Consider the following 24,847-nt stretch of genomic DNA (forward strand, 5'->3'; position numbering starts at 1 on the left):
GACGGACAGCCTGCCAGGTCGCTCGAAGTCACTCAGACAGCAGGCCGCGTCACTCGGACAGGCCGCTCAGACCCGCCGCAGCACCGCCGTGACCTTGCCGAGGATGGTGGCGTGGTCGCCGTCGATCGGGTCGAAGGCGGGGTTGTGCGGCAGCAACCAGACGTGGCCGTCGGTGCGCTTGAAGGTCTTGACCGTCGCCTCGTTGTCGAGCATGGCGGCGACGATGTCGCCGTTGTCCGCCTGCGGCTGCTGGCGCACGACCACCCAGTCGCCGTCGCAGATCGCGGCGTCGACCATCGAGTCACCGACGACCTTGAGCAGGAAGAGCGAGCCCTCGCCGACGATCTGCTTCGGCAGCGGGAAGACGTCCTCGACGCTCTCCTCGGCCATGATCGGCACGCCGGCGGCGATCTGGCCGAGCACCGGCACGTAGCTGGCGTCCGGCCGGGCGTCGCCCTGGCCGGTCGGGTCGTGGTCATCGTCGTCCAGCGCAGCGCCGCCCCGAGGGCCGGCGATGTCGGCGGGCGGGGGAGCCGGGGCGCCGGCGTCGGGGTCGATGACCTCGATCGCGCGCGGCCGGTTCGGGTCGCGGCGCAGGTACCCCTTGCGCTCCAGCGAGGCCAGCTGGTGGGCCACCGAGCTGGGGGAGGTCAGGCCAACCGCCGTGCCGATCTCGCGCAGGCTCGGCGGGTACCCCTTCGCCGCGACCGCGCTGCGGATCACCTCCAGCACGCGCCGCTGGCGCACGGTAAGACCGTCACCGGTGTCCCGCTCCGGGAGGCGGTGGATGTTGTCGTCGCTCATCTCGACCCTTTCGCTGGTGGCTGCGCTCAAGCCTAGGCACCTCGAACACACATATCAAACATCTGTTCGAGCGTGTCGGGGCGTCTGACGCGGTCTCCGGGCCCCCGTGGCACGACGGTGCAGCGCTGGCAGACTCGGGCCCGACGCCGCCGACGCCCGGCGGCCCGGACCGTCCGAGGAGGCCGCCGATGAGCGCCACGCCCGAGACCACGCCCGAGTCCGACACCGGGATCCCGCGCAGCGAGTACGACCAGCGGCTGGCCCGGGTGCGGGCCAGGATGGCCGACCAGGGGCTGTCCGCGCTGCTGGTCACCGATCCGGCGAACCTCTACTACCTCACCGGCTACGACGCCTGGTCCTTCTACACCCCGCAGGTGCTCGTCGTCCCGGCCGAGGACGACATCGTCCTCTACGCGCGGCACATCGACGCCCAGGGCGCCCACCGCACCGCCTGGCTGCCGCTGGAGCAGATCGTCGGCTACCCGGAGAACCACATCCACCGGCCGCACTTCCACCCCTTCGACTGGGTCGCCTTCGACATGCGCCGGCGCGGCCTCGTCGGGCGGATCCACGGCGTGGTCGGGCTGGAGATGGACTCCCACTTCTTCTCGCCCAAGGCCTACCGGGCGCTGGTCGCGGCCATCCCGGAGTGGCGCTTCGTCGACTGCTTCGAGCTGGTGAACTGGGTGCGCGCGGTCAAGTCCGACCGGGAGATCCAGCTGATGCGCACCGCCGCCCGGGTGACGACGAAGGCGATGGAGGCCGCCCTGGGGAGCATCGGGGAGGGCGTCCCGCAGAACGTCGTGGCGGGCGAGATCATGCGTGCCCAGGCCCTCGGCGACGGCGACGCCTGGGGCGACTACCCCTCGATCGTGCCGCTGCTGCCGACCGGCGAGGCGGCCGACACCCCGCACCTGACCTGGACCGACCGCCGCTTCCGGGCCGGCGACGGTGTGCTGCTGGAGCTGGCCGGGGCGCACCGTCGCTACCACGTGCCGCTCACCCGGACCGTCGTGCTCGGCGAGCCCGCCCCTGAGGTGGTGGCGCTGGAGCAGGCCGTCGCCGACGGGCTGCAGCGGCTGCTGGACACCGCCCGCGCCGGGGTGCCGGCCTCGCGGCTGGCCGAGGCGTGGACCTTCGCCCTGGCCGAGCACGGCCTGACCAAGCCCTCGCGGCTGGGCTACTCCATCGGCATCGGCTACCCGCCGGACTGGGGGGAGCGGACGATGAGCATCCGCAGCGAGGAGTCCACGGTGCTCGAGCCGAACATGACCTTCCACGTCATCTGCAGCATGTGGATCTCCGGCGCTGGCTACGGCGTCTCTGAGTCGGTGCGGATCACCGAGACCGGCGTGGAGACCTTCACCAGCCTGCCGCGGGGGCTCATCCGGGTCTGAGGGCTCATCCTGCGGTCGCAGCTGCCCTGCGTCTGCGCAGGTCAGAGGGCTGTCGGTGGTCGATGGTCGACTTCAGGGCATGGACGCACCACGATCTCGGACCGGTCACGATCCGCACGTCTGTTCGACGTCGCGGTTGATCGGGTCGAACGTGCGTGCTACAACTCGTACACCTGTTCGCTCGAACGTCCGTTCGATGTCGGACGGTGCCGGACCACGCCACCTGGAGGAAGCCATGACCGCGACCGCGCTCAGCGCCAGCAGCCACAGCCTCGCCACCGCTCGCCCCGTGCCTGCCGGGCACCCCGCCGACCGGGCGGGGGTGCGGCGGCGCCACCTCGTCTCGCTGCCCACTGGGGAGCAGGTCACGCCCGCCGCGGCACCGACCGTGCGGGTGACCCGGCGCGGTCGCCTCGTCTTGACGTCGGCGGTGCTCGGCGTCGCCCTGGCCACCGGCGCCGTCGCCGCCTGGCCGGCCGGCGCGACCGCGACCCCGGAGGTCGTCACGGTGACGGAGGGGCAGACCCTCGGCGAGATCGCCCGCGCCGAGCTGCCGGACCTGCCGATGGCCGAGGCGGTCTCTGCCCTCGTCGTGGCTAACGACCTCGGCAGCGCCCACGTGCACGCCGGCCAGGAGCTCGTGATCCCGGCGGCCTGAGCCCGCGGCGCCGCCCTCGACCCGCGGCGCCGCGTCAGGTGCCCGGGTCCAGGCTGCCCGTGCGCCGCATGACAGGGGTCGGTCACCGGTCACGGTGACCGGCCCCTCGTCGTGCGTCGTGTCGTGCGTCACCGGCATCGGCGTGTCGCCCGGGATCCCGGGGGAGGCGCGCCTCCCCTTGCGCGAGGTGGGGTCGAAGGGTTCTAATGGTCCTACATCTTGTGGTTACACCGTTGTCATTCGTCCACATCTTGTGCACAACGCGGCAGCAGTTCTCCACAGTTCACACCGGGTCATCCCCAGACGTGTCCACCGATCGATCCACAGGAAGGGAGCTGGGAGGGTGCACTGCCCGTTCTGCCGCAACCCCGACTCCCGGGTCATCGACAGCCGCACCGCCGACGACGGCAGCACCATCCGCCGCCGTCGGGAGTGCCCGGTCTGCCAGCGCCGCTTCACCACGCTGGAGAGCGCCAGCCTCAACGTGACGAAGCGGTCCGGGGCGGCTGAGCCGTTCAGCCGGGCCAAGGTGCTCGTCGGGGTCCGCAAGGCCTGCCAGGGTCGACCGGTCTCCGAGGACGACCTGGCCCTGCTGGCCCAGCGCGTGGAGGAGTCCATCCGGGCGCGGGGCAGCGCCGAGATCGACGCCCACGAGGTCGGCATGGCCATCCTGGGGCCGCTGCGCGAGCTCGACGAGGTCGCCTACCTGCGCTTCGCCTCGGTGTACCAGTCGTTCGACTCCCTCGAGGACTTCCAGGCCGCGATCGCGGTGCTGCGGGCCGAGCGGGACGCGAGCGAGCACCCGACCACGGCCGAGGAGGCCGCCCCCTAGAGACCCCGGGCACCGGCGTGCGTCGGCTGTCGGTGCCCGGTGACAGGCTGTTCCTGGACGGGTCGCACCACCGCACGCGGCTACCAGGCGCCAGCAGCACCACGGACCAGCACCACGACCAGCACGAACCGAGACCGAGCAACCACCGAGATCAGCACATCGACATCGAGCAGATCGACACCGATGCCGAGTCAACGCCGAACGGCACGAGGAGAGGGACCATGACCGAGACCGCCGGTACGTCGCGCGCACGCCGCGGAGCCCGTCGCAAGGGCATCACCATCGAGCGGATCTTCACCACCGAGGGGGTCCACCCCTACGACGAGGTGACCTGGCAGAAGCGGGACGTCGTCCAGCAGAACTGGAAGACCGGCGAGACGATCTTCGAGCAGCGCGGGGTGGAGTTCCCCGACTTCTGGTCGATCAACGCGAGCACCATCGTCACGACCAAGTACTTCCGCGGCGCCGTGGGCACCCCGGCCCGCGAGACCGGTCTCAAGCAGCTCATCGACCGGGTCGTGCTCACCTACACCGCGGCCGGCAAGGAGCACGGCTACTTCGCCACCGACGCCGACGCCGAGATCTTCGAGCACGAGCTGACCTACGCGCTGCTGCACCAGATCTTCAGCTTCAACTCGCCGGTCTGGTTCAACGTCGGGACCCGCTCGCCGCAGCAGGTCAGCGCCTGCTTCATCCTCTCGGTCGACGACTCCATGGACTCGATCCTCAACTGGTACAAGGAGGAGGGCTTCATCTTCAAGGGCGGCTCTGGCGCCGGCCTGAACCTCTCCCGGATCCGCTCCTCCAAGGAGCTGCTCTCCTCCGGCGGCACCGCCTCCGGCCCGGTCTCCTTCATGCGCGGCGCCGACGCCTCCGCCGGCACCATCAAGTCCGGCGGGGCCACCCGGCGGGCCGCGAAGATGGTCGTCCTGGACGTCGACCACCCGGACATCGAGGAGTTCGTCGACACCAAGGCGCGCGAGGAGGACAAGATCCGCGCGCTGCGCGACGCCGGCTTCGACATGGACCTCGGCGGCTCGGACATCCACTCGGTGCAGTACCAGAACGCCAACAACTCGGTCCGGGTCAGCGACGACTTCATGCGCGCGGTCGAGGAGGGCTCCGAGTTCGGGCTCACCTCCCGCGAGGACGGCTCGGTCATCGACACCGTCGACGCCCAGCGGCTCTTCTCCAAGATCGCCAAGGCGGCCTGGGAGTGCGCCGACCCGGGCATCCAGTACGACGACACGATCAACGACTGGCACACCAACCCCGAGTCCGGCCGGATCACCGCGTCCAACCCGTGCAGCGAGTACATGTCCCTGGACAACTCCAGCTGCAACCTGGCCTCGCTGAACCTGCTGAAGTTCCTCCGCGACGACGACACCTTCGACGCGGCCACCTTCCAGAAGGTCGCCGAGCTGGTCATCACCGCGATGGACATCTCCATCTGCTTCGCCGACTTCCCGACGGACCCGATCGGGGAGACCACCCGCGACTACCGCCAGCTGGGCATCGGCTACGCCAACCTGGGCGCCCTGCTCATGGCCACCGGTCACGGCTACGACAGCGACGGCGGCCGCTCGCTGGCCGCCTCGATCACCTCGCTGCTCACCGGTGCCGCCTACAAGCGCTCGGCCGAGCTGGCCGGGGTCGTCGGCCCCTACGCCGGCTACGCCCGCAACAGCGACGCCCACGACCGGGTGATGCGCAAGCACCAGGCCGCCAACGACCAGATCCGGACCATGCACACCATGGACAAGGACATCCACGCCCACGCCACCAAGGCGTGGGAGGCCGTGGTCAAGACCGGTGAGAAGAACGGCTTCCGCAACGCCCAGGCGTCGGTGCTCGCCCCCACCGGGACGATCGGCTTCATGATGGACTGCGACACCACCGGGGTGGAGCCGGACTTCTCCCTGGTGAAGTTCAAGAAGCTCGTCGGCGGCGGCTCGATGCAGATCGTCAACCTGACGATCCCGCGCGCGCTGCACCGGCTCGGCTATGCCGAGGAGACCGTCGAGGCGATCGTCGAGTACATCGCTGACAAGGGTCACGTCATCGACGCCCCCGGCCTGAAGCCGGAGCACTACGAGGTCTTCGACACCGCCATGGGCGCCCGGGCGATCAGCCCGATGGGTCACGTGCGGATGATGGCCGCGGTCCAGCCCTTCCTCTCCGGCGCGATCAGCAAGACGGTCAACCTGCCGGAGTCGGCCACCGTCGAGGAGATCGAGGACGTCTACCTGCAGGGGTGGAAGCTGGGCCTGAAGGCGCTGGCGGTCTACCGCGACAACTGCAAGGTGGGCCAGCCGCTCTCCGACGGCGGGTCGAAGGGCGAGGAGGCCACCACCGAGGCCGCGCCGGAGAAGACGGTCGAGTACCGCCCGATGCGGCGCCGGCTGCCCAAGCGGCGCACCTCGCAGACGACGAGCTTCGCCGTCGGCGGGGCCGAGGGGTACCTCACCGCGGGCACCTACGACGACGGCGAGCTGGGCGAGATCTTCCTGAAGTTCGGCAAGCAGGGCTCGACCCTGGCCGGTCTCATGGACGCCTTCTCGATCGCCATCTCGATCGCGCTGCAGCACGGGGTGCCGCTGGACACCTACGTGGAGAAGTTCACCAACCTGCGCTTCGAGCCGGCCGGCATGACCGACGACCCGGACGTGCGGATGGCGCAGTCGATCATGGACTACGTCTTCCGTCGCCTGGCGCTGGATTACCTCGACTTCGACACCCGCTCGTTCATGGGCATCCACACCGCCGAGGAGCGGGCCCGTCAGCTCGAGACCGGCTCCTACGAGGCCAGCTCCTCCAGCGACGACTCCGACGACGACTACGAGGGCGAGCTGGAGTCCTTCAGCCAGTCGGCGGCCACCCGCGCCGAGCGCGCGGAGGCCAAGCAGGAAGAGCACGCCGACGAGGTGACCTCGGGCGCCGGCGCCGCCTCGGCCCGGGAGACCTCCACCGACGTGCACTCCTCGGCCGAGCTGCTGGAGAAGTTCCAGGGCAAGACCGCGGACGCGCCGATGTGCATGACCTGCGGGACGAAGATGCGCCCCGCCGGCTCCTGCTACGTCTGCGAGGGCTGCGGCTCCACCAGCGGCTGCAGCTGAGCTGAGCAGCGACGACGATGCCCGCCGCACCCCACGGGGTGCGGCGGGCATCGTCGTGCGTCGGGGAGGGGTCGGCGATGGTGTCGGAGCACCACCCGGCGGCGTGGCGCGATCGGTCCACGCCCTCGGTCCCTGTCCTCAGGACGGGCGCTCAGTCCACCAGGGGAGCGGCGTAGGCGATCGGTTCGACGACGACCGGTGAGCCCGGCCCGCCGTCCCACCGAGCGGGCAGCCCGGCCGCGACCAGCTGGTCGACGACGTCCCGCCCCAGGGTCGCCGCCTGAGCCTGGATCGGCCCGCCACCCAGGGCGGAGGCCAGCTGCGCCCCGACGGCGCTGTGCTCGTCCTCCTCGAGCGCGGCCACCCCGAGCTCGAGCCGCCCCAGCAGCACCATGTCCTCGACCGCGGCCCGTGAGGCGTAGACGCAGCCGGTGATGATCGCGCCACCTGCCCGGGCCGCGGCGGCGCGGCGCAGCGCCGCCTCGCGCGCCAGGGTCTCGTCCTCCTCGTCGCCGAGCGCCACGAGCAGCCCGATCGTGGTCAGCCCGCGGGCCGCCGACACCAGCGCCTGGGCATCCGCCGACGGTCCCGGTTGCTGCTCCCGGTACTGCGCCGCCACCCGGGCGACCAGCTCCTCGAGCTCCCCACGGCCCAGGAGCTCGTCACCAGCCTGTAGACCACTGGCCCGCTCGTCACCGGCTCGCTCGTCACCGCGTCGCTCGGCGCTCTCCCGGCCGGCGCTCTCCCAGTCGGCGTCGGGCAGCCGGTCCCCGGCCGCACCGGCGAGCAACGCCTCGACGATCTCGCCGCTGGAGCGCAACCCGCTGGCCATCTGCAGCCTGATCCACCCGGTGAGGTCAGCCTCCCCCCGGCGTCCCGCCGATCCGTCGGCGGTCTCGTCCTTCTCCATCCCTGCGTCCTCCCTGCGTGCGGCGCCGACCCCGCCGGTCGGCAGCACCAGCATGGTGCACCCGCAGGCGCCGGCCGAGCCCGGGCCGTCCGAGCCCGGGCCGCACGACCCGCCGCGCGACCTCACGTCCTGCGCGGCTGCGCCCGAGGCGCGGGTTAGGGTGCGTCTCGAGCGGCCACCCGTCGGCCGCGAGCGACGCGAGACCAGACGCAGGGGAGACGACACGATGGCCGACCAGTCGCCGTACCCACCGTCCGAGGGCCAACCGCCCTACCGGCCACCTGACCAGCCGCCGTACCCGTCGGCCGCGGGTCAGCCACCCCCCGGCCAGCCGCCGTACCCGCCGGCCGGGCAGCTCCCCCCGCCCTACCCGCCGCCGGGACGGCTGCCACCGCCGATGCCCCACCCGGTGCAGCCACGCAAGGAGCCGTTGCTCTCGCTGCTCATCTCCTTCCTCGTACCCGGGGTCGGGTCGATGATCAACGGGGACGTCAGCGCCGGCGTCGGGATCCTCGTCGGCTACGGCCTGAGCATCGTCTTCATGGTCTGCTTCTCCTGGTTCTTCTTCATCGGCTTCCTGGCCCTCCCGGTGATGCTCGGCTTCTGGGGATACGGCATGTACGACGCCTACCAGGGGGCGGTCCGGGCCAACCAGCGGGCCGGCTACCCCTTCTGAGCCCGGGGCACCCGCACCTCTGCTGACCTGGGGACTTCTCCCCATCGGCTCCTGGCGCGACGCCCGGTAGGGTTGCCCGACGCATGCACCGACTTCACCTTCGACGAGGGGGACCCTCAGATGAGCGACTGGGCGGCCGGCTGGTACCCGGACCCTGAGCAGGACGGACAGATCCGCTACTGGGACGGCGGCTCGTGGACCGAGCACCGTCAGCCGACCCCCGAGGGCTTCGGGGTCGAGCAGCCGGGGGCGGGCGCGTCCTCGGGTGACGCCGGTGACTCGGGCGTCGACGAGGCGACCCGGGTGCGCCCCAGCAGCGAGCGGGCTCCCGAGACCCAGGCCATGCCGGCGTCGGAGTCCTCGCCCGCCGAGGGCAGCCAGCCGCCGAGCTACGGCGGCGGCGAGACCGGGTCGTCGTCCTACGGCCAGTCCTCGTACGGTCAGCAGGACTCCGGCTACGGCCAGTCCTCCTACGGTCAGCAGGAGTCCGGCTACGGGCAGGGTGGCTACGGCCAGTCCTCCTACGATCAGCAGGAGTCCGGCTACGGGCAGGGTGGCTACGGCCAGTCCTCCTACGGTCAGCAGGACTCCGGCTACGGCCAGGGTGGCTACGGCCAGTCCTCCTACGGTCAGCAGGACTCCGGCTACGGCCAGGGCGGCTACGGCCAGTCCTCCTACGGCGCGGGTCAGCAGGGCCAGCCGGGGCAGGAGGCGCAGTCCGAGGACGGGAAGAAGCGCAACCTCACACTGCCGATCATCGCCGCGGTGGTGGTCCTGGTGCTCGCCATCGCGCTGTGCGTCGGCGGCATCTTCTTCTTCACCGGGGACGACGAGAGCGAGGGCACCGGCTCCTCCTCGAGCAGCAGCTCCAGCTCCACGAGCGAGAGCTCGAGCAGCTCCAGCTCGAGCGACCCGACCTCGTCGAGCTCGTCCTCCTCCAGCAGCAGCTCCGCGACGCCGACCGGCTCGAGCAGCACCGGCAGCGACGGGGTGCGTTCGGCGGAGTTCGACAAGACCTACAGCGGCAGCGGCGCCGAGGTGATCAAGGTGCCGCCGGGTGACGGTCCGGGGCTGGTCGAGGTCGAGTACACCGGCGAGAGCAACTTCGTCGTCAAGGGTCAGGACACCAACGGCTCGGACACCGGCGACCTGGTCTTCAACACCATCGGCGACACCACCGGGACGGGCGCCTACAACCTCACCAGCTACGGGGGCGGCACCAACCGCCTGGCGATCGAGGGCGACGGCGACTGGAAGATCACCTACAAGAAGATCGAGAGCGCCCCGACCTTCGGCTCCAGCGAGAGCGGCAGCGGGTCCAAGGTCTTCAAGTGGGAGGGCGGCAGCGCGGACATCGAGTCCACCTTCACCGCCCCGTCGGACAGCTTCCTCGGCGACTTCGTCGTCACCGCGGTCGGCGGCGACTCCCCGGACCGGCTGGTCAGCGAGTTCGAGGACTTCGAGGGCACGACGACGGTGCAGGACGGCACGGAGTACCTCGTCATCGAGGCCAGCGGCGACTGGGAGATCACCAAGAAGTGACCTGAGCAGGTCGTCGACGTCGGCGGGCGCACCCTCACCAGGGGGCGCCCGCCGACGCGCGTCAGCACTCGATGACTCAGCACTCGATGACGTTGACCGCCACGACATTCAGGGCCAGCCCGCCCCGGGCGGTCTCCTTGTACTTCACCTTCATGTCGCGCCCGGTGTCCCGCATCGTCGCGACGACCTTGTCCAGCGAGACCACGTGGCTGCCGTCCCCGCGCAGCGCGGTCCGGGCGGCGGTGATGGCCTTGACCGCGGCGACCGCGTTGCGCTCGATGCACGGGATCTGCACCAGACCGCCGACCGGGTCGCAGGTCAGCCCGAGGTTGTGCTCCATGCCGATCTCGGCGGCGTTCTCCACCTGGGCCGGGGTGCCGCCGAGCACCGCGGCCATCGCCCCGGCCGCCATCGAGCAGGCCGAGCCCACCTCTCCCTGGCAGCCCACCTCGGCCCCGCTGATCGACGCGTTCTCCTTGTAGATCACCCCGATCGCCCCGGCCGTCAGCAGGAAGCGCACGATCCCGTCCTCGTCGGCGCCGGGCACGTGCTCGACGTAGTAGCGCAGCACCGCCGGGATGATCCCGGCCGCGCCGTTGGTCGGGGCGGTCACCACCCGGCCCCCGGCGGCGTTCTCCTCGTTGACCGCCAGCGCGTAGAGGGTCAGCCAGTCCATCCCGCGAAGGGGGTCGGCGCCCGCCTCCTCGCGGCCCGCCTCCTCCACCAGCCGGCGATGCAGGTCGGGCGCGCGCCGGCGCACCCGCAGGCCCCCGGGCAGCACCCCTTCGGTGCTCAGCCCGTTGTCGATGCACTCGCGCATCACCGACCAGATGTGCAGCAGCCCGGAGCGCACCTGCTCCTCGTCGCGCCACGACCGCTCGTTCTCCAGCATCAGCCGGTCGATGGACAGCCCCGTGTCGGCGCAGCGCGCCAGCAGCGCGTCCCCGGTGGTGAAGGGGTGCGCCACCGGGGTGCGGTCCTCGACGATCCGGGTCGAGCCGGAGGCGTCCTCGCCGACGACGAACCCGCCGCCGACCGAGTAGTAGGTGTGCGTGGCCAGCGCGGCGCCGTCCTCGTCCAGCGCGGCGAACCGCATCCCGTTGGGGTGCAACGGCAGGCTGGCGCGGCGGTGCAGCACGACGTCGCGATCCGGGTCCAGCGCGATCTCGTGCCGACCCAGCAGGCTGATCCGCCCGGTCCGGCCGATCTCCTCGAGGCGGTCGGCGACCGCCCGGGGGTCGCAGGTCTCCGGTCGCTCGCCACCGAGCCCGAGCAGCACCGCGGAGTAGGAGCCGTGACCGTGGCCGGTGGCGCCGAGGGAGCCGAAGAGCTCGCACCGTACCCCGTCGACGGCGTCGAGCAGGCCGTCCTGCTCCAGCTGCTCGACGAAGAGGACGGCCGCCCGCATCGGACCGACCGTGTGCGAGCTGGAGGGGCCGATGCCCACCGAGAAGAGGTCGAAGACGCTCAGTGCCACGCCGGTCACCCTACTGCCGCTGTCTCAGCATGTGGTCACATCGACGTCACGGCGCGCCTCGTCCGGGGCTGTGGAGAACTCCGCGGCCGATCTGGCCGAAGCCGCCATGCTGCGGGCATGAGCTTCCACGACCTGCCGAAGGGCTGGCCCTCCCGGTCCCTGGAGGACCCGGTGCTGGCCGCCGACGTCGTCGACCTCGTCGTGCGCGACAGCGAGCGCGCGGTCGGCAGCCTCAGCCTGCTGCTCTGCGACGGCACCGGCCGGATGATCCAGCCGGTGACCATCGAGGACGTGCCGCACGGCTGCACCGAGGAGGAGCGCGAACGCGTCTTCGACGCCTTCGTCGGTCACCTCGGCGGAGCGCTCGGCGGACTGGTGCTGGCCCTCGGCCGGCCCCGCGGCAGAGTCCCGGAGGACCCGGAGCGGGCCTGGCACGAGACGGCGATCCGGGCCTGCGACGCCGGCGGGGTCCGGCTGCTCGGGTGCTACCTGGCCACCGAGGACGGCGTGGTGGCGATGCCGCGATGGACCGAGCCGCGGCTGGCCGGCTGACCCGTCGACCTGAGCAGGTCAGCCCTCGTCGAGCTGGAGCTGCACCTGCCGGGCGATCTCGGCGCCGACGGCGGCGGCGAAGCCCTCCGGGTCCTCGTGCGCCGCCGGCCGCTCCGGCACGACGACGTCGACCACCCCGTCGGCGAGCATCTGGGCCGAGCCGACCCGCTGCCGCGTGGCCAGCAGCGCGGCGTGCTCGGTGTCCTTGTAGACGATGGCGCTGGCCCCCTCCGGCGGCAGCGGGCTCAGCCAGCCGTGCTCGGCGGCGATCACCCGACGTGCCGGCAGCAGCGCCAGCGCGCCGCCCCCGGTGCCCTGGCCGAGCAGCACCGACACGCTGGGCACCCCCAGGGTGGTCATGTCCGCCAGCGACCGGGCGATCTCGCCGGCCAGCGCGCCCTCCTCGGCGTGCCGGGACAGGTCCGCCCCCGGGGTGTCGATGACCGTGACCAGCGGCAGGCCGAGCTGGTCGGCCATGGCCATGCCCCGGCGCGCCTCGCGCAGCGCCGCCGGGCCCATCGACTGCTCCACCTGGTAGCGGCGGTCCTGACCGGCCAGCACGCAGGGCCGCCCGCCGAAGGAGGCCAGCGCCAGCATGACGCCCTGGTCGGACTCGCCGTGCCCGGTGCCGTTGAGCGGGATCACGTCGTCGGCGGCGTGCCGCAGCAGCTCGCGCACCCCGGGCCGGTCCGCCCGGCGGGTGGTGGTCACCGAGGCCCACACCCGCGCGATCTCCTCGTCGGAGGGCTCGGGGTGGCTGGCGTACCCGCCCAGGGCCACACCCGCCGGGGGCGCGGCCTCGACCGGCGCGACCACGTCGGGTGCCGGCGTGCTGCGGGTGGAGAGCAGGCGCAGCGCCCGCGCGGCGACCGGTGCCAGCTCCTCGGTCGGCACAGCCGCGTCGATGATCCCGTTGGCCACGAGGTTCTCCGAGACCTGCACCCCGGCCGGGAAGGGCTCGCCGTGCAGCGTCTCGTAGACCACGGGGCCGAGGAAGCCGACCAGGGCGCCCGGCTCGGCGATCGTCATGTGCCCCAGCGACCCCCACGAGGCGAAGACCCCGCCGGTGGTCGGGTGCCGCAGGTAGACCAGGTAGGGCAGCCCGGCGGCCTTGTGCGCCACCACCGCCGCGGAGATGTCCACCATCGTGACGAAGGCGGGCGTGCCCTCCTGCATCCGGGTGCCGCCGCTGGCGGTGGCCGCGACCAGCGGCAGCCGCTCGGCGGTCGCCCGGCGCACGGCGGCGACGATCCGCCCGGCGGCGGCCCGGCCGATCGACCCACCGAGGAAGGCGAACTCGCCGACGACCAGGGCGACGTCGTGCCCCTCGATCCGGGCCCGGCCGGTGATCACCGACTCGTCGGTGCCGGCCCGCGCCGCGGCGGCGTCCAGGGCCTGCCGGTAGCCCTCGTCCAGCCCGTCCCGGGAGATCGGCTCGTCCCAGGAGACGAAGCTGGCCTCGTCGACGACCTGGTCGACGAGCTCGTGGGCACCGGGGCGTCGTGGCATGGCCCGCATCGTGCCAGCCGGCGCGCTGGGTACCCTGGCGCCGTGCTTGTGCCCTTGACCACGATCGTCATCGCGTCGGTGGTCGTGCTCGCGGCGCTCGCCGCGATCTACCTCGTCATCGACCGGATCGTCGACGACGCCCTGCTGCTGGTCACCGCGGTGGTCGAGCTGCTGCTGCTCGCGCTCGCGGTCGTCGTGGTGCTGGTGCACCGGGACGTCGGGGACTCCTCGGAGGGAGCGACGATGCTGGCCTACGCCCTCACCCTGCCGGTGGTGCCGCCGGCGGTCGTCTTCCTCGCGCTGAAGGAGAAGACCCGGTGGACCATGGGGGTGGTCATCGCCGGGGCGCTCACCGTCGCGGTGATGGCCTACCGCATCCTGCAGATCTGGTGGACCGGTGCCTGAGCGGCGGCCCGCGCCCGAGCGCGCCGGGCACGGGCCGTGGGTGCTCGTCGTCGCCGCCTACGGGGTGCTGGCGCTGGCGGCCACCGGCCGCTCGATCCTGCAGATCGTCGAGTACTTCGAGCGGGCCCCGCTGGCCTACGTCCTCTCCGCGGTCGCCGCGGTGCTCTACCTGCTGGCGACGATCGCCCTGGGCAAGGGGATGAGCCGGCTGGCCGCGGTCACGGTGAGCGTCGAGGCGGTCGGGGTCCTCGTCGTGGGCACGCTGTCGTACGCGGCGCCGGAGCTCTTCCCGGACCAGACGGTGTGGTCGCACTTCGGCTCGGGCTACGGCTACCTGCCGCTGGTGCTGCCCTTCGTCGGGCTGTGGTGGCTCAGCCGGCAGGCTCGAGCAGGAAGAGCGGGATGAGCCGCTCGGCCCGCTCCTGGTACTCCGCGTAGGGCGGGAAGGCGGCCACGCAGCGCTCCCACCAGGCGTCCCGCTCCGGCCCCGGGGCCAGCTCGCGCACCGTCACCTGCAGGCTCTCCCGGCCGTCCAGGAGCTCGATCTGCGGGTTGGCGCGCAGGTTGTGCACCCAGTGCGGGTCCTTCTCCTGGCCGCCAGCGCTGCCGACGGCGGCGTAGGCGCCGTCGTGCTCGACCCGCATCAGCGGGACGTGGCGCACCTGCCCCGAGCGCGCGCCGATGGTGTGCAGCAGCACCACCGAGCGGTCCATGATGTCGACCACCGCGGTGTCGCCGGCCTCGAGGATCTGGGCGGCCTGGTCGTGGGCCCAGGAGAACTTGTGGGTGCTCATGGACCCAGCCTCGCCCCGGCACCGACCCCCGTCAATCGGGGGTGGCCCGGGCCACGGCCGGGAGGGTTGTCAGCGGCGGGGGAGCGCGTCTAGGTTGAGCCCAGGTCTTGAGCGCCAGCGCGAAGCCCCGGCTCGCTGGCCGGCAACCCTCCACCCGCGGTGGGGTGCCCCGGGAGACGACCTGGACCGGCCGGCAATCCCGCCGACGGTCAAGCGCGAGCACGTCCCGCAGGCGCCCGGCGCCCAGGACCACGTCGCTCACCGAGCACGAGGAGCACCCATGTCCACCGATCCCGCCAGCTGGGCCTTCGAGACCCGTCAGGTGCACGCCGGCCAGCAGCCCGACCCGACCACCGGGGCCCGGGCGCTACCGATCTACCAGACGACGAGCTACCAGTTCGAGAGCACCGAGCAGGCCGCGAACCGGTTCGCGCTGAGTGAGCTCGGCCCGATCTACACCCGGATCACCAACCCGACGACGGACGCCGTGGAGCAGCGGATCGCCTCCCTCGAGGGCGGTGTCGGCGGGCTGCTGCTGGCCTCCGGGCAGGCAGCGACCACCTTCGCCATCCTCAACATCGCCGAGGCCGGCGACCACGTCGTCGCCTCGCCGGCGCTCTACGGGGGCACCTACAACCTGCTCGGCTCCACCCTCACCCGCTACGGCATCGAGGTCACCTTCGTCGAGGACAGCCGCGACCTGCAACAGTGGCGGGACGCGATCCGGCCGAGCACCAAGCTGCTCTTCGGAGAGAGCATCAGCAACCCGCGCTCGGAGATCCTCGACATCGCCGGGCTGGCCGAGGTCGCGCACACCGCCGGGATCCCGCTGGTCGTCGACAACACCGTGGCCACCCCCTACGTGCTGCGCCCGATCGAGCACGGCGCCGACGTCGTCGTGCACTCGGCGACGAAGTACCTCGGCGGGCACGGCACGGCCATCGCCGGCGCGCTCGTCGACGCCGGCACCTTCGACTTCGCCGCCGACCCGGAGCGCTTCCCCGCCTACAACCAGCCGGACGAGAGCTACCACGGGCTGCGCTACGGCCCCGACCTCGGCGTCGGCTCGCCGCTGGGCGCGAACCTCGCCTTCATCCTCAAGGCCCGGGTGCAGCTGCTGCGCGACCTCGGCTCGGCGGCCTCGCCGTTCAACGCCTTCCTCGTCGCCCAGGGCTTGGAGACGCTCAGCCTGCGGGTCGAGCGGCACCTGGAGAACGCCCGCGCCGTCGCCGAGCACCTGCACGGGCACGCCCAGGTGACCTCGGTGCGCTGGGCCTCGCTGCCGGACGACCCCTTCCACGACCTCGCCCAGAAGTACACGCCGAAGGGGGCCGGCGCCGTGCTCTCCTTCGAGATCGACGGCGGCGAGGAGGCCGGGCGACGCTTCGTCGAGGGGCTGAGCCTGCACAGCCACGTCGCCAACATCGGCGACGTGCGCTCGCTGGCCATCCACCCGTGGTCGACCACGCACAGCCAGGGCGCCGACGAGGGTCGTTACGCAGCCGGGGTCACCCCGGGCCTGGTGCGCCTGGCCGTGGGCATCGAGCACATCGACGACATCCTCGCCGACCTCGAGCAGGGCTTCGCCGCGGCCGCCGGCTGACCCGGCGGCGGTCGCGGCGGCAGCGCCACGGAGGAGCGCGGAGTGAGACCAGCGCCTCGTGGTGCACCGAAGGGAGCGGGGCGGCGCGCCACGTAAGGTGTTCCGGTGCGCGTCGCCCTGCTCTCCTACCGGTCCAAGCCGCACGGCGGCGGGCAGGGGATCTACGTGCGTCACCTCTCCCGGGCACTGGTCCGGCTCGGTCACGAGGTCACCGTCTTCTCCGGCCAGCCGTACCCCGAGCTCGACGACGGGGTCGCCCTGGTGAAGGTGCCCAGCCTCGACCTGTACCGCGAGCCGGACCCCTTCCGCACCCCGCGGCCCTCGGAGTTCCGGGACCGGATCGACGTGCTCGAGTACCTGGCCATGCTCACCGCGGCCTTCCCCGAGCCGCTGACCTTCACCCTGCGGATGGCCCGGCAGGTCGAGCGGCTGGCCGCCGACTTCGACGTCGTCCACGACAACCAGTCCCTGGGCTGGGGGCTGCTCGCGCTGCAGCGGCGGGTGCCGCTGGTGACGACCATCCACCACCCGATCTCGATGGACCGCCGGGTCGACCTGGCCGCCGCACCCTCCCCGTGGCGCCGGGTCACCCTGCGCCGCTGGTACGGCTTCGTGCGGATGCAGCAGGCGGTCGCCCGCCGGCTGCACCACGTGCTGACCGTCTCCACCTCCTCCGCGCTGGACATCGCCCGCGACTTCGGCGTCGACCCGGCCCGGATCACCGTCGTGCCGCTCGGGGTCCAGCCCGAGGTCTTCGCGCCGACCGGTGCCCGGGTGCCCGGCCGGATCGTCGCCACCGCCAGCGCCGACACCCCGCTGAAGGGGATCGACACCCTGCTGCACGCCGTGGCCTGGCTGCGCGAGCAGCGCCCGGTCGAGCTCGTGCTGGTCACCCGGCCGATCCCGGGCGGAGCCACCGAGCGGCTGGTCGCCTCCCTCGGGCTCACCGACGTCGTGAGCTTCCGCTCCGGGCTGAGCACCACCGAGCTCGCCGAGACGATGGCCTCGGCCGAGATCTGCTGCGTCCCCTCCCGGTACGAGGGCTTCTCGCTGCCCACCCTGGAGGCGATGTCCTGCGGCACCCCGCTGGTCGTCTCCGACGCCGGCGCGCTGCCGGAGGTCGTCGGCCCGCCCGGGGAGTGCGCCGACGTCGTCCCGCCCGGCGACCCCGCGGCGCTCGCCGACGCCCTCGGCAGCCTGCTGGACGACCCGCAGCGGCGGGAGCGGATGGGCGCCGCCGGCCGGGAGCGGGCCAGCACCGGCTACTCCTGGGAGGTCGTCGCCCGGGCCACCGCCGCCGCCTACCAGCGGGCCGCGGACGCCTACGCCCGCTCCCGCGGCGCCGACGCCCGCCCGCGCGGAGCCGAGGACGACCCGGCACCCCGCCCGACCCCTGGCAGCGACCCTGTCCTGCCCCGTTCCTGAGGAGACCTGCACCCGTGCTCACCGTCGACTTCGCGCGCCTCGGCCTCGCCCCTGGCGAGAGCGCCCTGGACATGGGCTGCGGCGCCGGCCGTCACTCCTTCGAGATGTACCGGCGCGGGGCCAGGGTCACCGCCTTCGACCTGGACCAGGACGAGCTGGCCCAGGTCGGCGGGATGCTGGAGGCGATGGCCGTCGAGGGTGAGGCGCCCGAGGGGGCCAGCGCCCGCACCGTGCACGGGGACGCGCTGCGGATGCCCTTCGCCGACGGGGAGTTCGACCGGGTCGTCGCCTCCGAGGTGCTCGAGCACATCCCCGACGCCCAGCCGGCGATCAGCGAGCTGGTCCGGGTGCTGCGCCCCGGTGGGACGATCGCCGTCACCGTGCCCCGGTGGGGCCCGGAGAAGGTGTGCTGGGCGCTGTCCGAGGAGTACCACGCCAACGAGGGCGGGCACGTGCGCATCTTCCGCGGCGACCGGCTCGTCGCCCGGCTGGAGGCGGCCGGTCTGGAGGCGCTGGGCACCGCGCACGCGCACGCCCTGCACGCGCCGTACTGGTGGCTGAAGTGCGCCGTCGGGGTGGATCGCGAGGACCACCCGCTGGTGCGCGCCTACCACCGGCTGCTGGTGTGGGACATGATGTCCCGCCCGGCGCTGACCCGGGTCGCGGAGCGGCTGCTCGACCCGCTCATCGGCAAGTCCTTCGTCGTCTACCTGCGCAAGCCGGCGTGAGCCTGCCGGCCGAGGCCGACTACCCGGGCCGCGGGCAGGGCTACCCCAGCTGGCCGCAGCTGGTGGCGACCGGCGGCTACCTCGCCGGGGTGCAGCAGCCGGACGGGTCGATCCCGTGGGAGCCGGGACGGCACACCGACGTGTGGGACCACGTGGAGTGCGCCATGGCGCTCACCGCGACCGGCCACCGGGAGGCGGCCGACGCCGCCTTCGCCTGGATGGCCGCGGCCCAGCGGCCTGACGGCACCTGGCCGATCGAGACCGTCGGCGCGCAGGTCACCGACGACGGCTACGACACCAACCACTGCGCCTATGTCGCGGTCGGCGTCTGGCACCACTGGCTGGTGACCGGGGACCGGGCCGCGGCGGGGGCGATGCTGCCGGTGGTCACCGCCGCCCTGGACACCGTGGTCGCCCAGCAGCTGCCCGGCGGCGGCTTCGCCTGGGCGGTGGATGCCCGCGGCGCCGCCTTCGACACCGGGCTGCTGGCCGGGACCAGCTCGATCTGGCACGCCCTCGACTGCGGGATCCGGCTGGCCCACCTGCTGGACCAGGACGCCGACCGCTGGGTCGTCGCCCGGGACCGGGCCGGGGCGGCGGTCCGCTCCGGGGAGGGGCTGGCGGCCAAGCGCCGCTGGAGCATGGACTGGTACTACCCGGTGCTCACCGGCGCGCTGCGCGGGCCGGCGGGGGAGCGCCGGATCGACGCCCGCTGGGAGGACTTCGTCGTGCCCGGCCTCGGCGCCCGCTGCGTCGACGACCGCCCGTGGGTGACCGGCGCCGAGACCTGCGAGCTGGCGCTCGCCCTGGACGCGCTCGGACGCACCGACGAGGCCCGCCGCCTGGTCAGCGCCGTGCAGCACCTGCGCGAGCGGGACGCCAGCTATCACACCGGGCTGGTCTACGCCGACGCCACCCGCTGGCCGATCGAGCGCTCCACGTGGACCGCCGCCGCGGTGGTGCTGGCCGTGGACGCCATCGACCGGGTCACCCCGGGCTCGGGGATCTTCCGGGACAGCGGGAGCCCGCTCAGCTGACCGGGTCCCCGGCCGTGCCGCCGACCCGGCGCAGCACCCGAATCGAGCCCCGCTCACCGACCTGCTCCCAGTCCCCGCCGGCCAGCGCCCGCCGGTAGCAGCGCCACGGGGCCTGGCCGCCGTCCTCGGGATCGGCGAAGACGTCGTGCAGGACCATCACCCCGCCGGGCACCACCCACCGGCCGAAGCCCTCGTAGTCGTTGGTGACGTGCTCGTCGGTGTGCCCGCCGTCGACGAAGAGCAGCGCCAGCGGCGTGCGCCAGTGCCGGGCCACGGTCGGCGCCCGGCCGATCACGGCGACCACCTCCTCCTCCAGGCCGGCCCGGGTCATCGCCGTCCGGAAGAAGGGGAGGGTGTCGATCCGCCCCGCGGCCGGGTCGACGAGGCTCGGGTCGTGGTACTCCCAGCCGGGCTGGTTCTCCTCCGAGCCGCGGTGGTGGTCGAGGGTGAAGACCACCGGGTCGCTGCCCGGCACCCGCTCCCGGGCCAGCCGCGCCGCGGCCCCGAGGTAGGTCGCGGTCTTGCCCTGCCAGGTGCCGATCTCCAGCACCGGCCCGGCGGTCAGCGCCGCGGCGGCGGTCTCGAAGAGCAGCATCCCCTCGTCGTCGGGCATGAAGCCCGCCTGGTCGCGGGCCAGGTCGAGCAGGCGGGAGACGTCGTCGGAGAAGGGGGCGCTCACCCGGCCACCGTAGGCGAGGGCCTGTGGAGAACTCGGCGGCGGTCGGCGCCGGTCTGGCTAGCGTGAGCGCCATGACACGGCTGCGGATCAGTGCCCAGGACATCGCGGCGCTGGGGGACCAGATCGCCCACGCCCAGGACTACATGCAGTCGCGGGCGGTGCGCGCCGCTGCCGCGCCCTTCCCCGACTACGGCTTCCTCGACGCCGGCGGCGAGGCCTACCGGCGGGTGCTCGGGGACTTCGAGGAGCAGCGGATCTCGGTGGGCAGCGAGATGCTCCGGCTGCGCGACCGCTCCCGCAGCGCCAGCGGCGCCTACCTCGACGTGGAGGCGCTGAACCGGGACACCCTGCGCCCATGAGCGGCGCCGATCCGATGGCCTGCGACCCCCAGGGGGTCTACGCCGGCGACCCGGACGCGCTGCTCGCCCAGGCCGACGAGCTGTCGCTGGTCGCCGAGAACCTGATGACCGTGCGCCGCTGCCTCTACGACCTGGCGGTGCACGCCGTGTGGGACTCTCCGGCCGGCTCGGCCTTCCAGGACCAGCTCGGTCGGGTGCCCGCCTTCCTCGAGACGGTGGCCGAGCGCTACCGGGAGAGCGCCGAGGTCATCGTGCCGTACGCCGACCGGCTGCGCACCGACCTGGACGACCTGCGCGAGCGGGAGGACACCCACACCGACCTGACCATCAGCTACGAGCGGGCACGCTCGCGGGTGCACGCCAGCGACCTCGGCAGCCCGGAGCGCGCGGAGCTGGTCCGTGAGCGCGACGAGCTCGCCGAGCGCCTGCAGGAGACGGCGCGCGGCTTCGCGACGCTCGTCGAGGACATCCAGCGCCGCGACCGCGACGTGGGCCGCGAGCTGGACGCGATCGCCGAGGTCGGCGACGACTCGTGGATCTACGACACCCTGGAGTGGTCCAGCCGCACCGGGGACGGGGCCCGGGAGAACATCGTCACCGACGTGATGAGCGTCCCGATCATCGGGGCGCCCGGCGACGTCGGTCGCAAGATCGCCTACGACGAGGGCGACTGGGGCGACCTGGGCTCCGACTACGGCTGGCAGGTGGCCGCGCTCGCGACGAAACCGCTGAGCGCCCCGGTCAAGGCGATCAGCAAGGTGCCCTGGCTGAACACGGGCCGCACCGCCTCGACCCGCCGGCGCCCGCGCGGGTCCGGGGCGATGGACTTCGGCACCACCCCGACGGTCAAGGACAACCCGCTGGCGCAGAGCTCGCTGGCCGACGCCGGCCGCGCCCTCGGCCGACGGGCCCGCAAGAAGACCAAGCAGCGCGCCATCGCCGGGCCGGTCGAGGACTCCGTCATGAGCTGGGCCTCCGTCGTCGGCACCAACAAGGTCGCCGAGGCGGCCTCGCGCAGCTACGCCGTCGCCCGGGCGACCACCGCCGGCGGTGCCTCGACGACCAGCCAGTGGAACCGGGTCGACGCCGTGGACCGCCGGCTCTCCGGTCGCTCCAGCGACGTCACCGAGGAACGCGCCCGGATGGCCGCCCGGGGCGCGCCCGTCACCCGTCCCCAGGCACCTGCGCCGCAGCGCCCGGACGCACTGGGGCACCCGGCGCGCCCGGTGGCGGTGGGGGAGCCGGCCCACCCGGACCCGGCGGGGACGCCGGCGCGCGAGGAGGCTCCGCGGGCGGACCGGGCTCCGGAAGGAGGTCGCGACCGACCTCGCTGATCGCCATCGGTGCCGACAGGTGCGCGAAGGTGGCCACCGCCAGCACCGCGACCGCACCGAGCACGGCCAGCACCACCGCGGCATCGAGGAAGCCGGCCCAGCCGCCACCGGGACGCACCCCGGCGGCCAGCAGCAGCGCCGAGGCGACGACCACGCCGAGCAGCGAGAAGAGTCGGTGCCGGGCCGGGCCGCTGCGCGGCACCCCGCCGCGCAGCACGCTCCAGCAGGCGATCACCAGGCAGCCCCAGGCCAGGCACACCAGCACCGCACCGAGGACGTCCGAGGGCCGGTGCCAGCTGGCCACCAGGGTGGCCCCACCGGTCACCGTGACCGCCGCCGTCCCGAGCAGCGAGACCGTGGCGCGCACCGCCTGCGGGGTCACCAGCAGCGCCGCCATGACAAGCGAGGTGACCACCGTGGCGTGGCCGCTGGGGAAGCTGGGTACGACGAGATAGCCGAAGTCCGGGCGCTCGGTGACCGCCTTGAGCAGCTGGGTCAGCAGGTTGGCGCCGCCGACGAGCACCACCGCGGCGACCGCTGCCGAGACCCGCCGGCGCAGCAGCGCCACGACGACCAGGCCGGCGACCACCACCCCGATGGAGACCACGGACACGGTGCCGAGCAGGCCCACCAGCCGCCGGGTGGTCGACTCGTCGCCGACCACCCGGTCCATCCCGACCTCGTCCAGGGCCTGGCCCAGCCAGGTCTGCTGGCTGCGGCTGCGCAGCCACAGCAGGGCCACCGTGGCGAGCGCCGAGACCGTCAGGCAGGCGATGGTGCTGACCCAGCGCTCCCACCAGCGGCGCAGGGTGACTACCCACGGGGTCGGCCCGGGGTGCGGCGGCCCGGAGCCGGGGGTCTGCGTCATGGCGCCATCGTCTCAGCCGCAGCGACCTCGGACCCGGCCGGACGGCGGGAGACCATCCGAGGCCCATCCTCTGGCCGCGCCGCGACCTGACCCTGCAGACCGTGCCCGGCACTGCTCTGCGACAGTGGGCCCCGATGTCGCTCTGGTACGCCTCCTACGGCTCCAACCTGGACCACGACCGCTTCGCCGTCTACCTGCGCGGCGGCCGGGCGGCCGGGGCGACGCGGGACTCGCCGGGGTGCCGCGACCGGACCCCGCCGGACCAGGAGCGGCTGCTGCACATGCCCGGGGGGCTGCGCTTCGCCTGGCGCTCGCAGACCTGGGGCGGCGGGGTCGCCTTCTACGACCCGGACGCCGACCGTGAGGTGCTGGCCCGGGCCTACCGGATCACCGTGGGTCAGCTCAGCGACCTCACCGCCCAGGAGATGTGGCGCCAGCCCGGCCGGGATCTCGACCTCGCCGAGGTGCTGCAGACCGGGCGGCAGAGCATCGGTCCCGGCCACTACGAGACGCTGCACCGGGTCGGGACGATCGACGGGTCGCCGGTGCCCACCTTCACCGCGCCGGAGCCGACCGACCTGTCGCTCAACGCCCCCGCCCCGGCCTACCTGCGCACCATGCTGCGCGGGCTGCTGCAGGGGCACGAGCTGGACGTCGCCGCGGCCGCCGACTACCTCACCTCCTGGCCCGGGGCCGAGGGGTGGGGCGCGGCCGAGGTGGGCGCCCTGCTCACCGGCACCGATAATCCGCTGGCGAACGGCCCCGCGCGCTGACAGGCTCGCCTCGATGAGCACCCCCGACGACGCCCCGGTGACGGATGCCCCGGTGACAGGCGACCCGGTGACCGTGCGACCGGCCCGCCCCGACGAGGCTCCCTCGCTGGTCGACCTCGACGACCTCGTCTGGGCGGAGAGCGAGCGGCTGCCCCGCGAGGTCCGGCTGCGTTCGGTCCCCACCCGCACCGTCCTCGTGGCGACCCGCGAGGGCGAGACCGCCGGGGTCACCGGCGCCTGGGACGTCGAGGTCGGCGTGCCCGACGGCCGGGGCCGCGCCCGGCTGGTGCCCGCCGACGGAGTGACCTGGGTCGGGGTGCACCCCGACCACACCCGGCGCGGGGTGCTCACCGCGCTGATCGGCAGCCAGCTGCCCGCGACCCGCGAAGCGGGGCGGGCGCTGTCTGTGCTCAAGGCCTCCGACAGCGGGATCTACGGCCGCTTCGGGTACGGCACGGCGAGCACGGTGCTGCGCGCCTCGTTCGCCGGCGGCACCACCTTCGCCGCGCCACCGGAGATCCAGGAGCTCGCCGACGCCACCCGCACCCGGCTGCAGACCGCCGGGCCAGATCTGGCGCCCCGGCTGCACGCCGCCTGGCGGCGCGCCGCCACCGACCGCGCCGGCGAGGTGGTGCGCACCGAGGCGGACCTGACGCGCAACCTCACCGACGTCCCCGAGCACCGGGGCGACCGCGAGCCGAACCGGGTGCTCGTCGCGACCCGCGACGACGAGGTCGTCGGCTTCGCGGTGGTGCGCCGCACGGTCACCGAGGAGGGCTCCGTCCTCGGCGGCCGCGCCGACGTCCCGATCGTCACCACCGCCGACGCAGCAGCCCGGCTGGCCCTGGCCCAGCGGCTGACCCGACTCGACCTGGTCACCCGCACCGACTGGTGGGTCCCGGCCGACGACCCGCTGGTGCTGTGGCAGCCGGGCTGGCCGCGCTCGCTCGCCGACGGGGTGGTCGACTCGCTGTGGCTGCGGCTGGTCGACCTGCCGGCGGCGGTCGCTCTGCGCGGCACCGCCGCCGACCTCGACGTCGTCGTCGAGGTCGCCGACCCGGTGCTCCCGGAGAACGCCGGCACCTGGCGATGGACCGCGCGCTCCGGCGAGGGCCGGCTCGAGCGCAGCGGCGAGCAGGCACAGCTGAGCGTGGATGTCGGCGACCTGGCCTCGGTCTGGCTCGGTGGGCGCAGCCTCGGCGCGCTCGCCGTCGCGGGGCGGGTGCGCGAGCACGCCCCCGGGGCGGTGGCCCGGCTCGACGCCGCGCTGCGCACCCCGGTCCTGCCCGCGCAGTCGGTGGACTTCTGAGGCGCGGCGCCCGGCACCACGCCCCGCACGACGCGAGCCCCGCAGCACGGGGGAGCGCCC

Annotated in this window: 23 protein-coding genes and 1 riboswitch; of the genes, 16 read left to right on the forward strand and 7 right to left on the reverse strand. The window is 73.4% G+C overall.

Translation table 11 applies throughout. The features are described 5' to 3' along the window. Positions 1–66 precede the first annotated feature (66 nt). On the reverse strand, positions 67–804 hold the full coding sequence (lexA, locus tag BJY28_RS10850) for a transcriptional repressor LexA (RefSeq protein WP_179463029.1): 738 nt from the start codon (positions 802–804) through the stop codon (positions 67–69). 188 nt (positions 805–992) lie between these two features. Between lexA and BJY28_RS10855 the strand changes: the two genes are divergently transcribed. The 4 genes from BJY28_RS10855 (at position 993) to BJY28_RS10870 (ending at position 6,807) form a co-directional block, all read left to right on the forward strand. Further along, positions 993–2,201 (forward strand): M24 family metallopeptidase, encoded by a 1,209-nt coding sequence (locus BJY28_RS10855; RefSeq protein ID WP_179463030.1) that lies wholly within the window; start codon positions 993–995, stop codon positions 2,199–2,201. 235 nt (positions 2,202–2,436) lie between these two features. After that, complete coding sequence (locus tag BJY28_RS10860) at positions 2,437–2,859, forward strand: LysM peptidoglycan-binding domain-containing protein (protein ID WP_179463031.1); 423 nt, start codon at positions 2,437–2,439, stop codon at positions 2,857–2,859. 343 nt (positions 2,860–3,202) lie between these two features. Continuing rightward, complete coding sequence (gene nrdR, locus BJY28_RS10865; RefSeq protein ID WP_179463032.1) at positions 3,203–3,691, forward strand: transcriptional regulator NrdR; 489 nt, start codon at positions 3,203–3,205, stop codon at positions 3,689–3,691. Positions 3,692–3,912: 221 nt separating this feature from the next. Beyond that, on the forward strand, positions 3,913–6,807 hold the full coding sequence (locus tag BJY28_RS10870) for a vitamin B12-dependent ribonucleotide reductase (RefSeq protein WP_179463033.1): 2,895 nt from the start codon (positions 3,913–3,915) through the stop codon (positions 6,805–6,807). 151 nt (positions 6,808–6,958) lie between these two features. Here BJY28_RS10870 and BJY28_RS10875 read toward each other — a convergent pair whose 3' ends face one another. Beyond that, positions 6,959–7,717 carry a DUF6891 domain-containing protein gene (locus BJY28_RS10875; protein WP_179463034.1) on the reverse strand — a complete coding sequence of 253 codons (759 nt, stop codon included), beginning with the start codon at positions 7,715–7,717 and terminating at the stop codon, positions 6,959–6,961. A gap of 409 nt (positions 7,718–8,126) precedes the next feature. Between BJY28_RS10875 and BJY28_RS10880 the strand changes: the two genes are divergently transcribed. Next, positions 8,127–8,393 (forward strand): hypothetical protein, encoded by a 267-nt coding sequence (locus BJY28_RS10880; RefSeq protein WP_179463035.1) that lies wholly within the window; start codon positions 8,127–8,129, stop codon positions 8,391–8,393. 120 nt (positions 8,394–8,513) lie between these two features. After that, entirely contained in the window at positions 8,514–9,935 is a 1,422-nt protein-coding gene (locus BJY28_RS10885) for a DUF2510 domain-containing protein (protein WP_179463036.1), read from the forward strand. Positions 9,936–10,011: 76 nt separating this feature from the next. Here BJY28_RS10885 and BJY28_RS10890 read toward each other — a convergent pair whose 3' ends face one another. Then, a complete protein-coding gene (locus tag BJY28_RS10890; protein WP_179463037.1) occupies positions 10,012–11,412 on the reverse strand; it encodes an L-serine ammonia-lyase in 1,401 nt (466 codons plus the stop codon). A 117-nt stretch (positions 11,413–11,529) separates the two neighbouring features. Here BJY28_RS10890 and BJY28_RS10895 point away from each other — a divergent pair, with 117 nt between their 5' ends. Beyond that, positions 11,530–11,964 carry a hypothetical protein gene (locus tag BJY28_RS10895; protein ID WP_179463038.1) on the forward strand — a complete coding sequence of 145 codons (435 nt, stop codon included), beginning with the start codon at positions 11,530–11,532 and terminating at the stop codon, positions 11,962–11,964. 18 nt (positions 11,965–11,982) lie between these two features. Here the strand turns inward: BJY28_RS10895 and BJY28_RS10900 are convergent, their stop codons facing one another. Beyond that, on the reverse strand, positions 11,983–13,473 hold the full coding sequence (locus BJY28_RS10900; RefSeq protein ID WP_179463039.1) for a carboxyl transferase domain-containing protein: 1,491 nt from the start codon (positions 13,471–13,473) through the stop codon (positions 11,983–11,985). 42 nt (positions 13,474–13,515) lie between these two features. On the opposite strand from BJY28_RS10900, the gene BJY28_RS10905 reads away from it, so the two are divergent. After that, positions 13,516–13,878 carry a hypothetical protein gene (locus BJY28_RS10905; RefSeq protein ID WP_179463040.1) on the forward strand — a complete coding sequence of 121 codons (363 nt, stop codon included), beginning with the start codon at positions 13,516–13,518 and terminating at the stop codon, positions 13,876–13,878. Beyond that, the gene (locus tag BJY28_RS10910) at positions 13,871–14,284 is read left to right on the forward strand and encodes a hypothetical protein (RefSeq protein WP_179463041.1); all 414 of its coding nucleotides are present in this window, start codon (positions 13,871–13,873) and stop codon (positions 14,282–14,284) included. Before BJY28_RS10905 ends, BJY28_RS10910 begins: the two co-directional genes overlap by 8 nt. Here the strand turns inward: BJY28_RS10910 and BJY28_RS10915 are convergent. Continuing rightward, on the reverse strand, positions 14,250–14,672 hold the full coding sequence (locus tag BJY28_RS10915) for a nitroreductase/quinone reductase family protein (RefSeq protein WP_179463042.1): 423 nt from the start codon (positions 14,670–14,672) through the stop codon (positions 14,250–14,252). The two genes, BJY28_RS10910 and BJY28_RS10915, sit on opposite strands and share 35 nt — an antisense overlap. A gap of 103 nt (positions 14,673–14,775) precedes the next feature. Further along, positions 14,776–14,894, forward strand: a riboswitch (SAM riboswitch). 58 nt (positions 14,895–14,952) lie between these two features. Here BJY28_RS10915 and BJY28_RS10920 point away from each other — a divergent pair. The 4 genes from BJY28_RS10920 to BJY28_RS10935 all read left to right on the forward strand — a co-directional run bounded on the left by BJY28_RS10920 (position 14,953) and on the right by BJY28_RS10935 (position 19,465). Next, positions 14,953–16,275: a bifunctional o-acetylhomoserine/o-acetylserine sulfhydrylase gene (locus BJY28_RS10920; protein ID WP_179463043.1), complete on the forward strand. Its 1,323-nt coding sequence runs from the start codon at positions 14,953–14,955 to the stop codon at positions 16,273–16,275. 105 nt (positions 16,276–16,380) lie between these two features. Continuing rightward, positions 16,381–17,700 (forward strand): glycosyltransferase, encoded by a 1,320-nt coding sequence (locus BJY28_RS10925; RefSeq protein WP_179463044.1) that lies wholly within the window; start codon positions 16,381–16,383, stop codon positions 17,698–17,700. A gap of 14 nt (positions 17,701–17,714) precedes the next feature. Continuing rightward, on the forward strand, positions 17,715–18,428 hold the full coding sequence (locus BJY28_RS10930) for a methyltransferase domain-containing protein (RefSeq protein WP_179463045.1): 714 nt from the start codon (positions 17,715–17,717) through the stop codon (positions 18,426–18,428). Beyond that, a complete protein-coding gene (locus BJY28_RS10935) occupies positions 18,425–19,465 on the forward strand; it encodes a prenyltransferase (RefSeq protein ID WP_343037067.1) in 1,041 nt (346 codons plus the stop codon). Before BJY28_RS10930 ends, BJY28_RS10935 begins: the two co-directional genes overlap by 4 nt. On the opposite strand, the gene BJY28_RS10940 is transcribed toward BJY28_RS10935, so the two are convergent. Beyond that, a complete protein-coding gene (locus BJY28_RS10940; RefSeq protein ID WP_343037068.1) occupies positions 19,458–20,144 on the reverse strand; it encodes a class I SAM-dependent methyltransferase in 687 nt (228 codons plus the stop codon). The two genes, BJY28_RS10935 and BJY28_RS10940, sit on opposite strands and share 8 nt — an antisense overlap. 71 nt (positions 20,145–20,215) lie before the next feature. Here BJY28_RS10940 and BJY28_RS10945 point away from each other — a divergent pair, with 71 nt between their 5' ends. Then, positions 20,216–20,503 (forward strand): hypothetical protein, encoded by a 288-nt coding sequence (locus BJY28_RS10945; RefSeq protein ID WP_179463046.1) that lies wholly within the window; start codon positions 20,216–20,218, stop codon positions 20,501–20,503. Between the two features lie 1,164 nt (positions 20,504–21,667). Here the strand turns inward: BJY28_RS10945 and BJY28_RS10950 are convergent. Further along, complete coding sequence (locus BJY28_RS10950; RefSeq protein WP_179463047.1) at positions 21,668–22,705, reverse strand: phosphatase PAP2 family protein; 1,038 nt, start codon at positions 22,703–22,705, stop codon at positions 21,668–21,670. 101 nt (positions 22,706–22,806) lie between these two features. Between BJY28_RS10950 and BJY28_RS10955 the strand changes: the two genes are divergently transcribed. Next, positions 22,807–23,478, forward strand: coding sequence for a histone deacetylase (locus BJY28_RS10955; RefSeq protein ID WP_218875301.1), 672 nt, complete (start codon positions 22,807–22,809; stop codon positions 23,476–23,478). 13 nt (positions 23,479–23,491) lie between these two features. After that, on the forward strand, positions 23,492–24,787 hold the full coding sequence (locus BJY28_RS10960; protein WP_179463048.1) for a GNAT family N-acetyltransferase: 1,296 nt from the start codon (positions 23,492–23,494) through the stop codon (positions 24,785–24,787). The last annotated feature ends 60 nt before the right edge of the window (positions 24,788–24,847 follow it).

The sequence above is a fragment of the Janibacter alkaliphilus genome (assembly GCF_013408565.1).
In the GTDB taxonomy this organism is placed as follows: domain Bacteria; phylum Actinomycetota; class Actinomycetes; order Actinomycetales; family Dermatophilaceae; genus Janibacter; species Janibacter alkaliphilus.

Coding starts and splice junctions, on each gene's coding strand:
- BJY28_RS10900 (WP_179463039.1), bottom strand. CDS start 13,473: ATGCCACGACGCCCCGGTGCCCACGAGCTCGTCGACCAGGTCGTCGAC.
- BJY28_RS10860 (WP_179463031.1), top strand. CDS start 2,437: ATGACCGCGACCGCGCTCAGCGCCAGCAGCCACAGCCTCGCCACCGCT.
- BJY28_RS10855 (WP_179463030.1), top strand. CDS start 993: ATGAGCGCCACGCCCGAGACCACGCCCGAGTCCGACACCGGGATCCCG.
- BJY28_RS10870 (WP_179463033.1), top strand. CDS start 3,913: ATGACCGAGACCGCCGGTACGTCGCGCGCACGCCGCGGAGCCCGTCGC.
- BJY28_RS10950 (WP_179463047.1), bottom strand. CDS start 22,705: ATGACGCAGACCCCCGGCTCCGGGCCGCCGCACCCCGGGCCGACCCCG.
- BJY28_RS10875 (WP_179463034.1), bottom strand. CDS start 7,717: ATGGAGAAGGACGAGACCGCCGACGGATCGGCGGGACGCCGGGGGGAG.
- BJY28_RS10885 (WP_179463036.1), top strand. CDS start 8,514: ATGAGCGACTGGGCGGCCGGCTGGTACCCGGACCCTGAGCAGGACGGA.
- BJY28_RS10945 (WP_179463046.1), top strand. CDS start 20,216: ATGACACGGCTGCGGATCAGTGCCCAGGACATCGCGGCGCTGGGGGAC.
- BJY28_RS10920 (WP_179463043.1), top strand. CDS start 14,953: ATGTCCACCGATCCCGCCAGCTGGGCCTTCGAGACCCGTCAGGTGCAC.
- BJY28_RS10895 (WP_179463038.1), top strand. CDS start 11,530: ATGAGCTTCCACGACCTGCCGAAGGGCTGGCCCTCCCGGTCCCTGGAG.
- lexA (WP_179463029.1), bottom strand. CDS start 804: ATGAGCGACGACAACATCCACCGCCTCCCGGAGCGGGACACCGGTGAC.
- BJY28_RS10915 (WP_179463042.1), bottom strand. CDS start 14,672: ATGAGCACCCACAAGTTCTCCTGGGCCCACGACCAGGCCGCCCAGATC.
- BJY28_RS10960 (WP_179463048.1), top strand. CDS start 23,492: ATGAGCACCCCCGACGACGCCCCGGTGACGGATGCCCCGGTGACAGGC.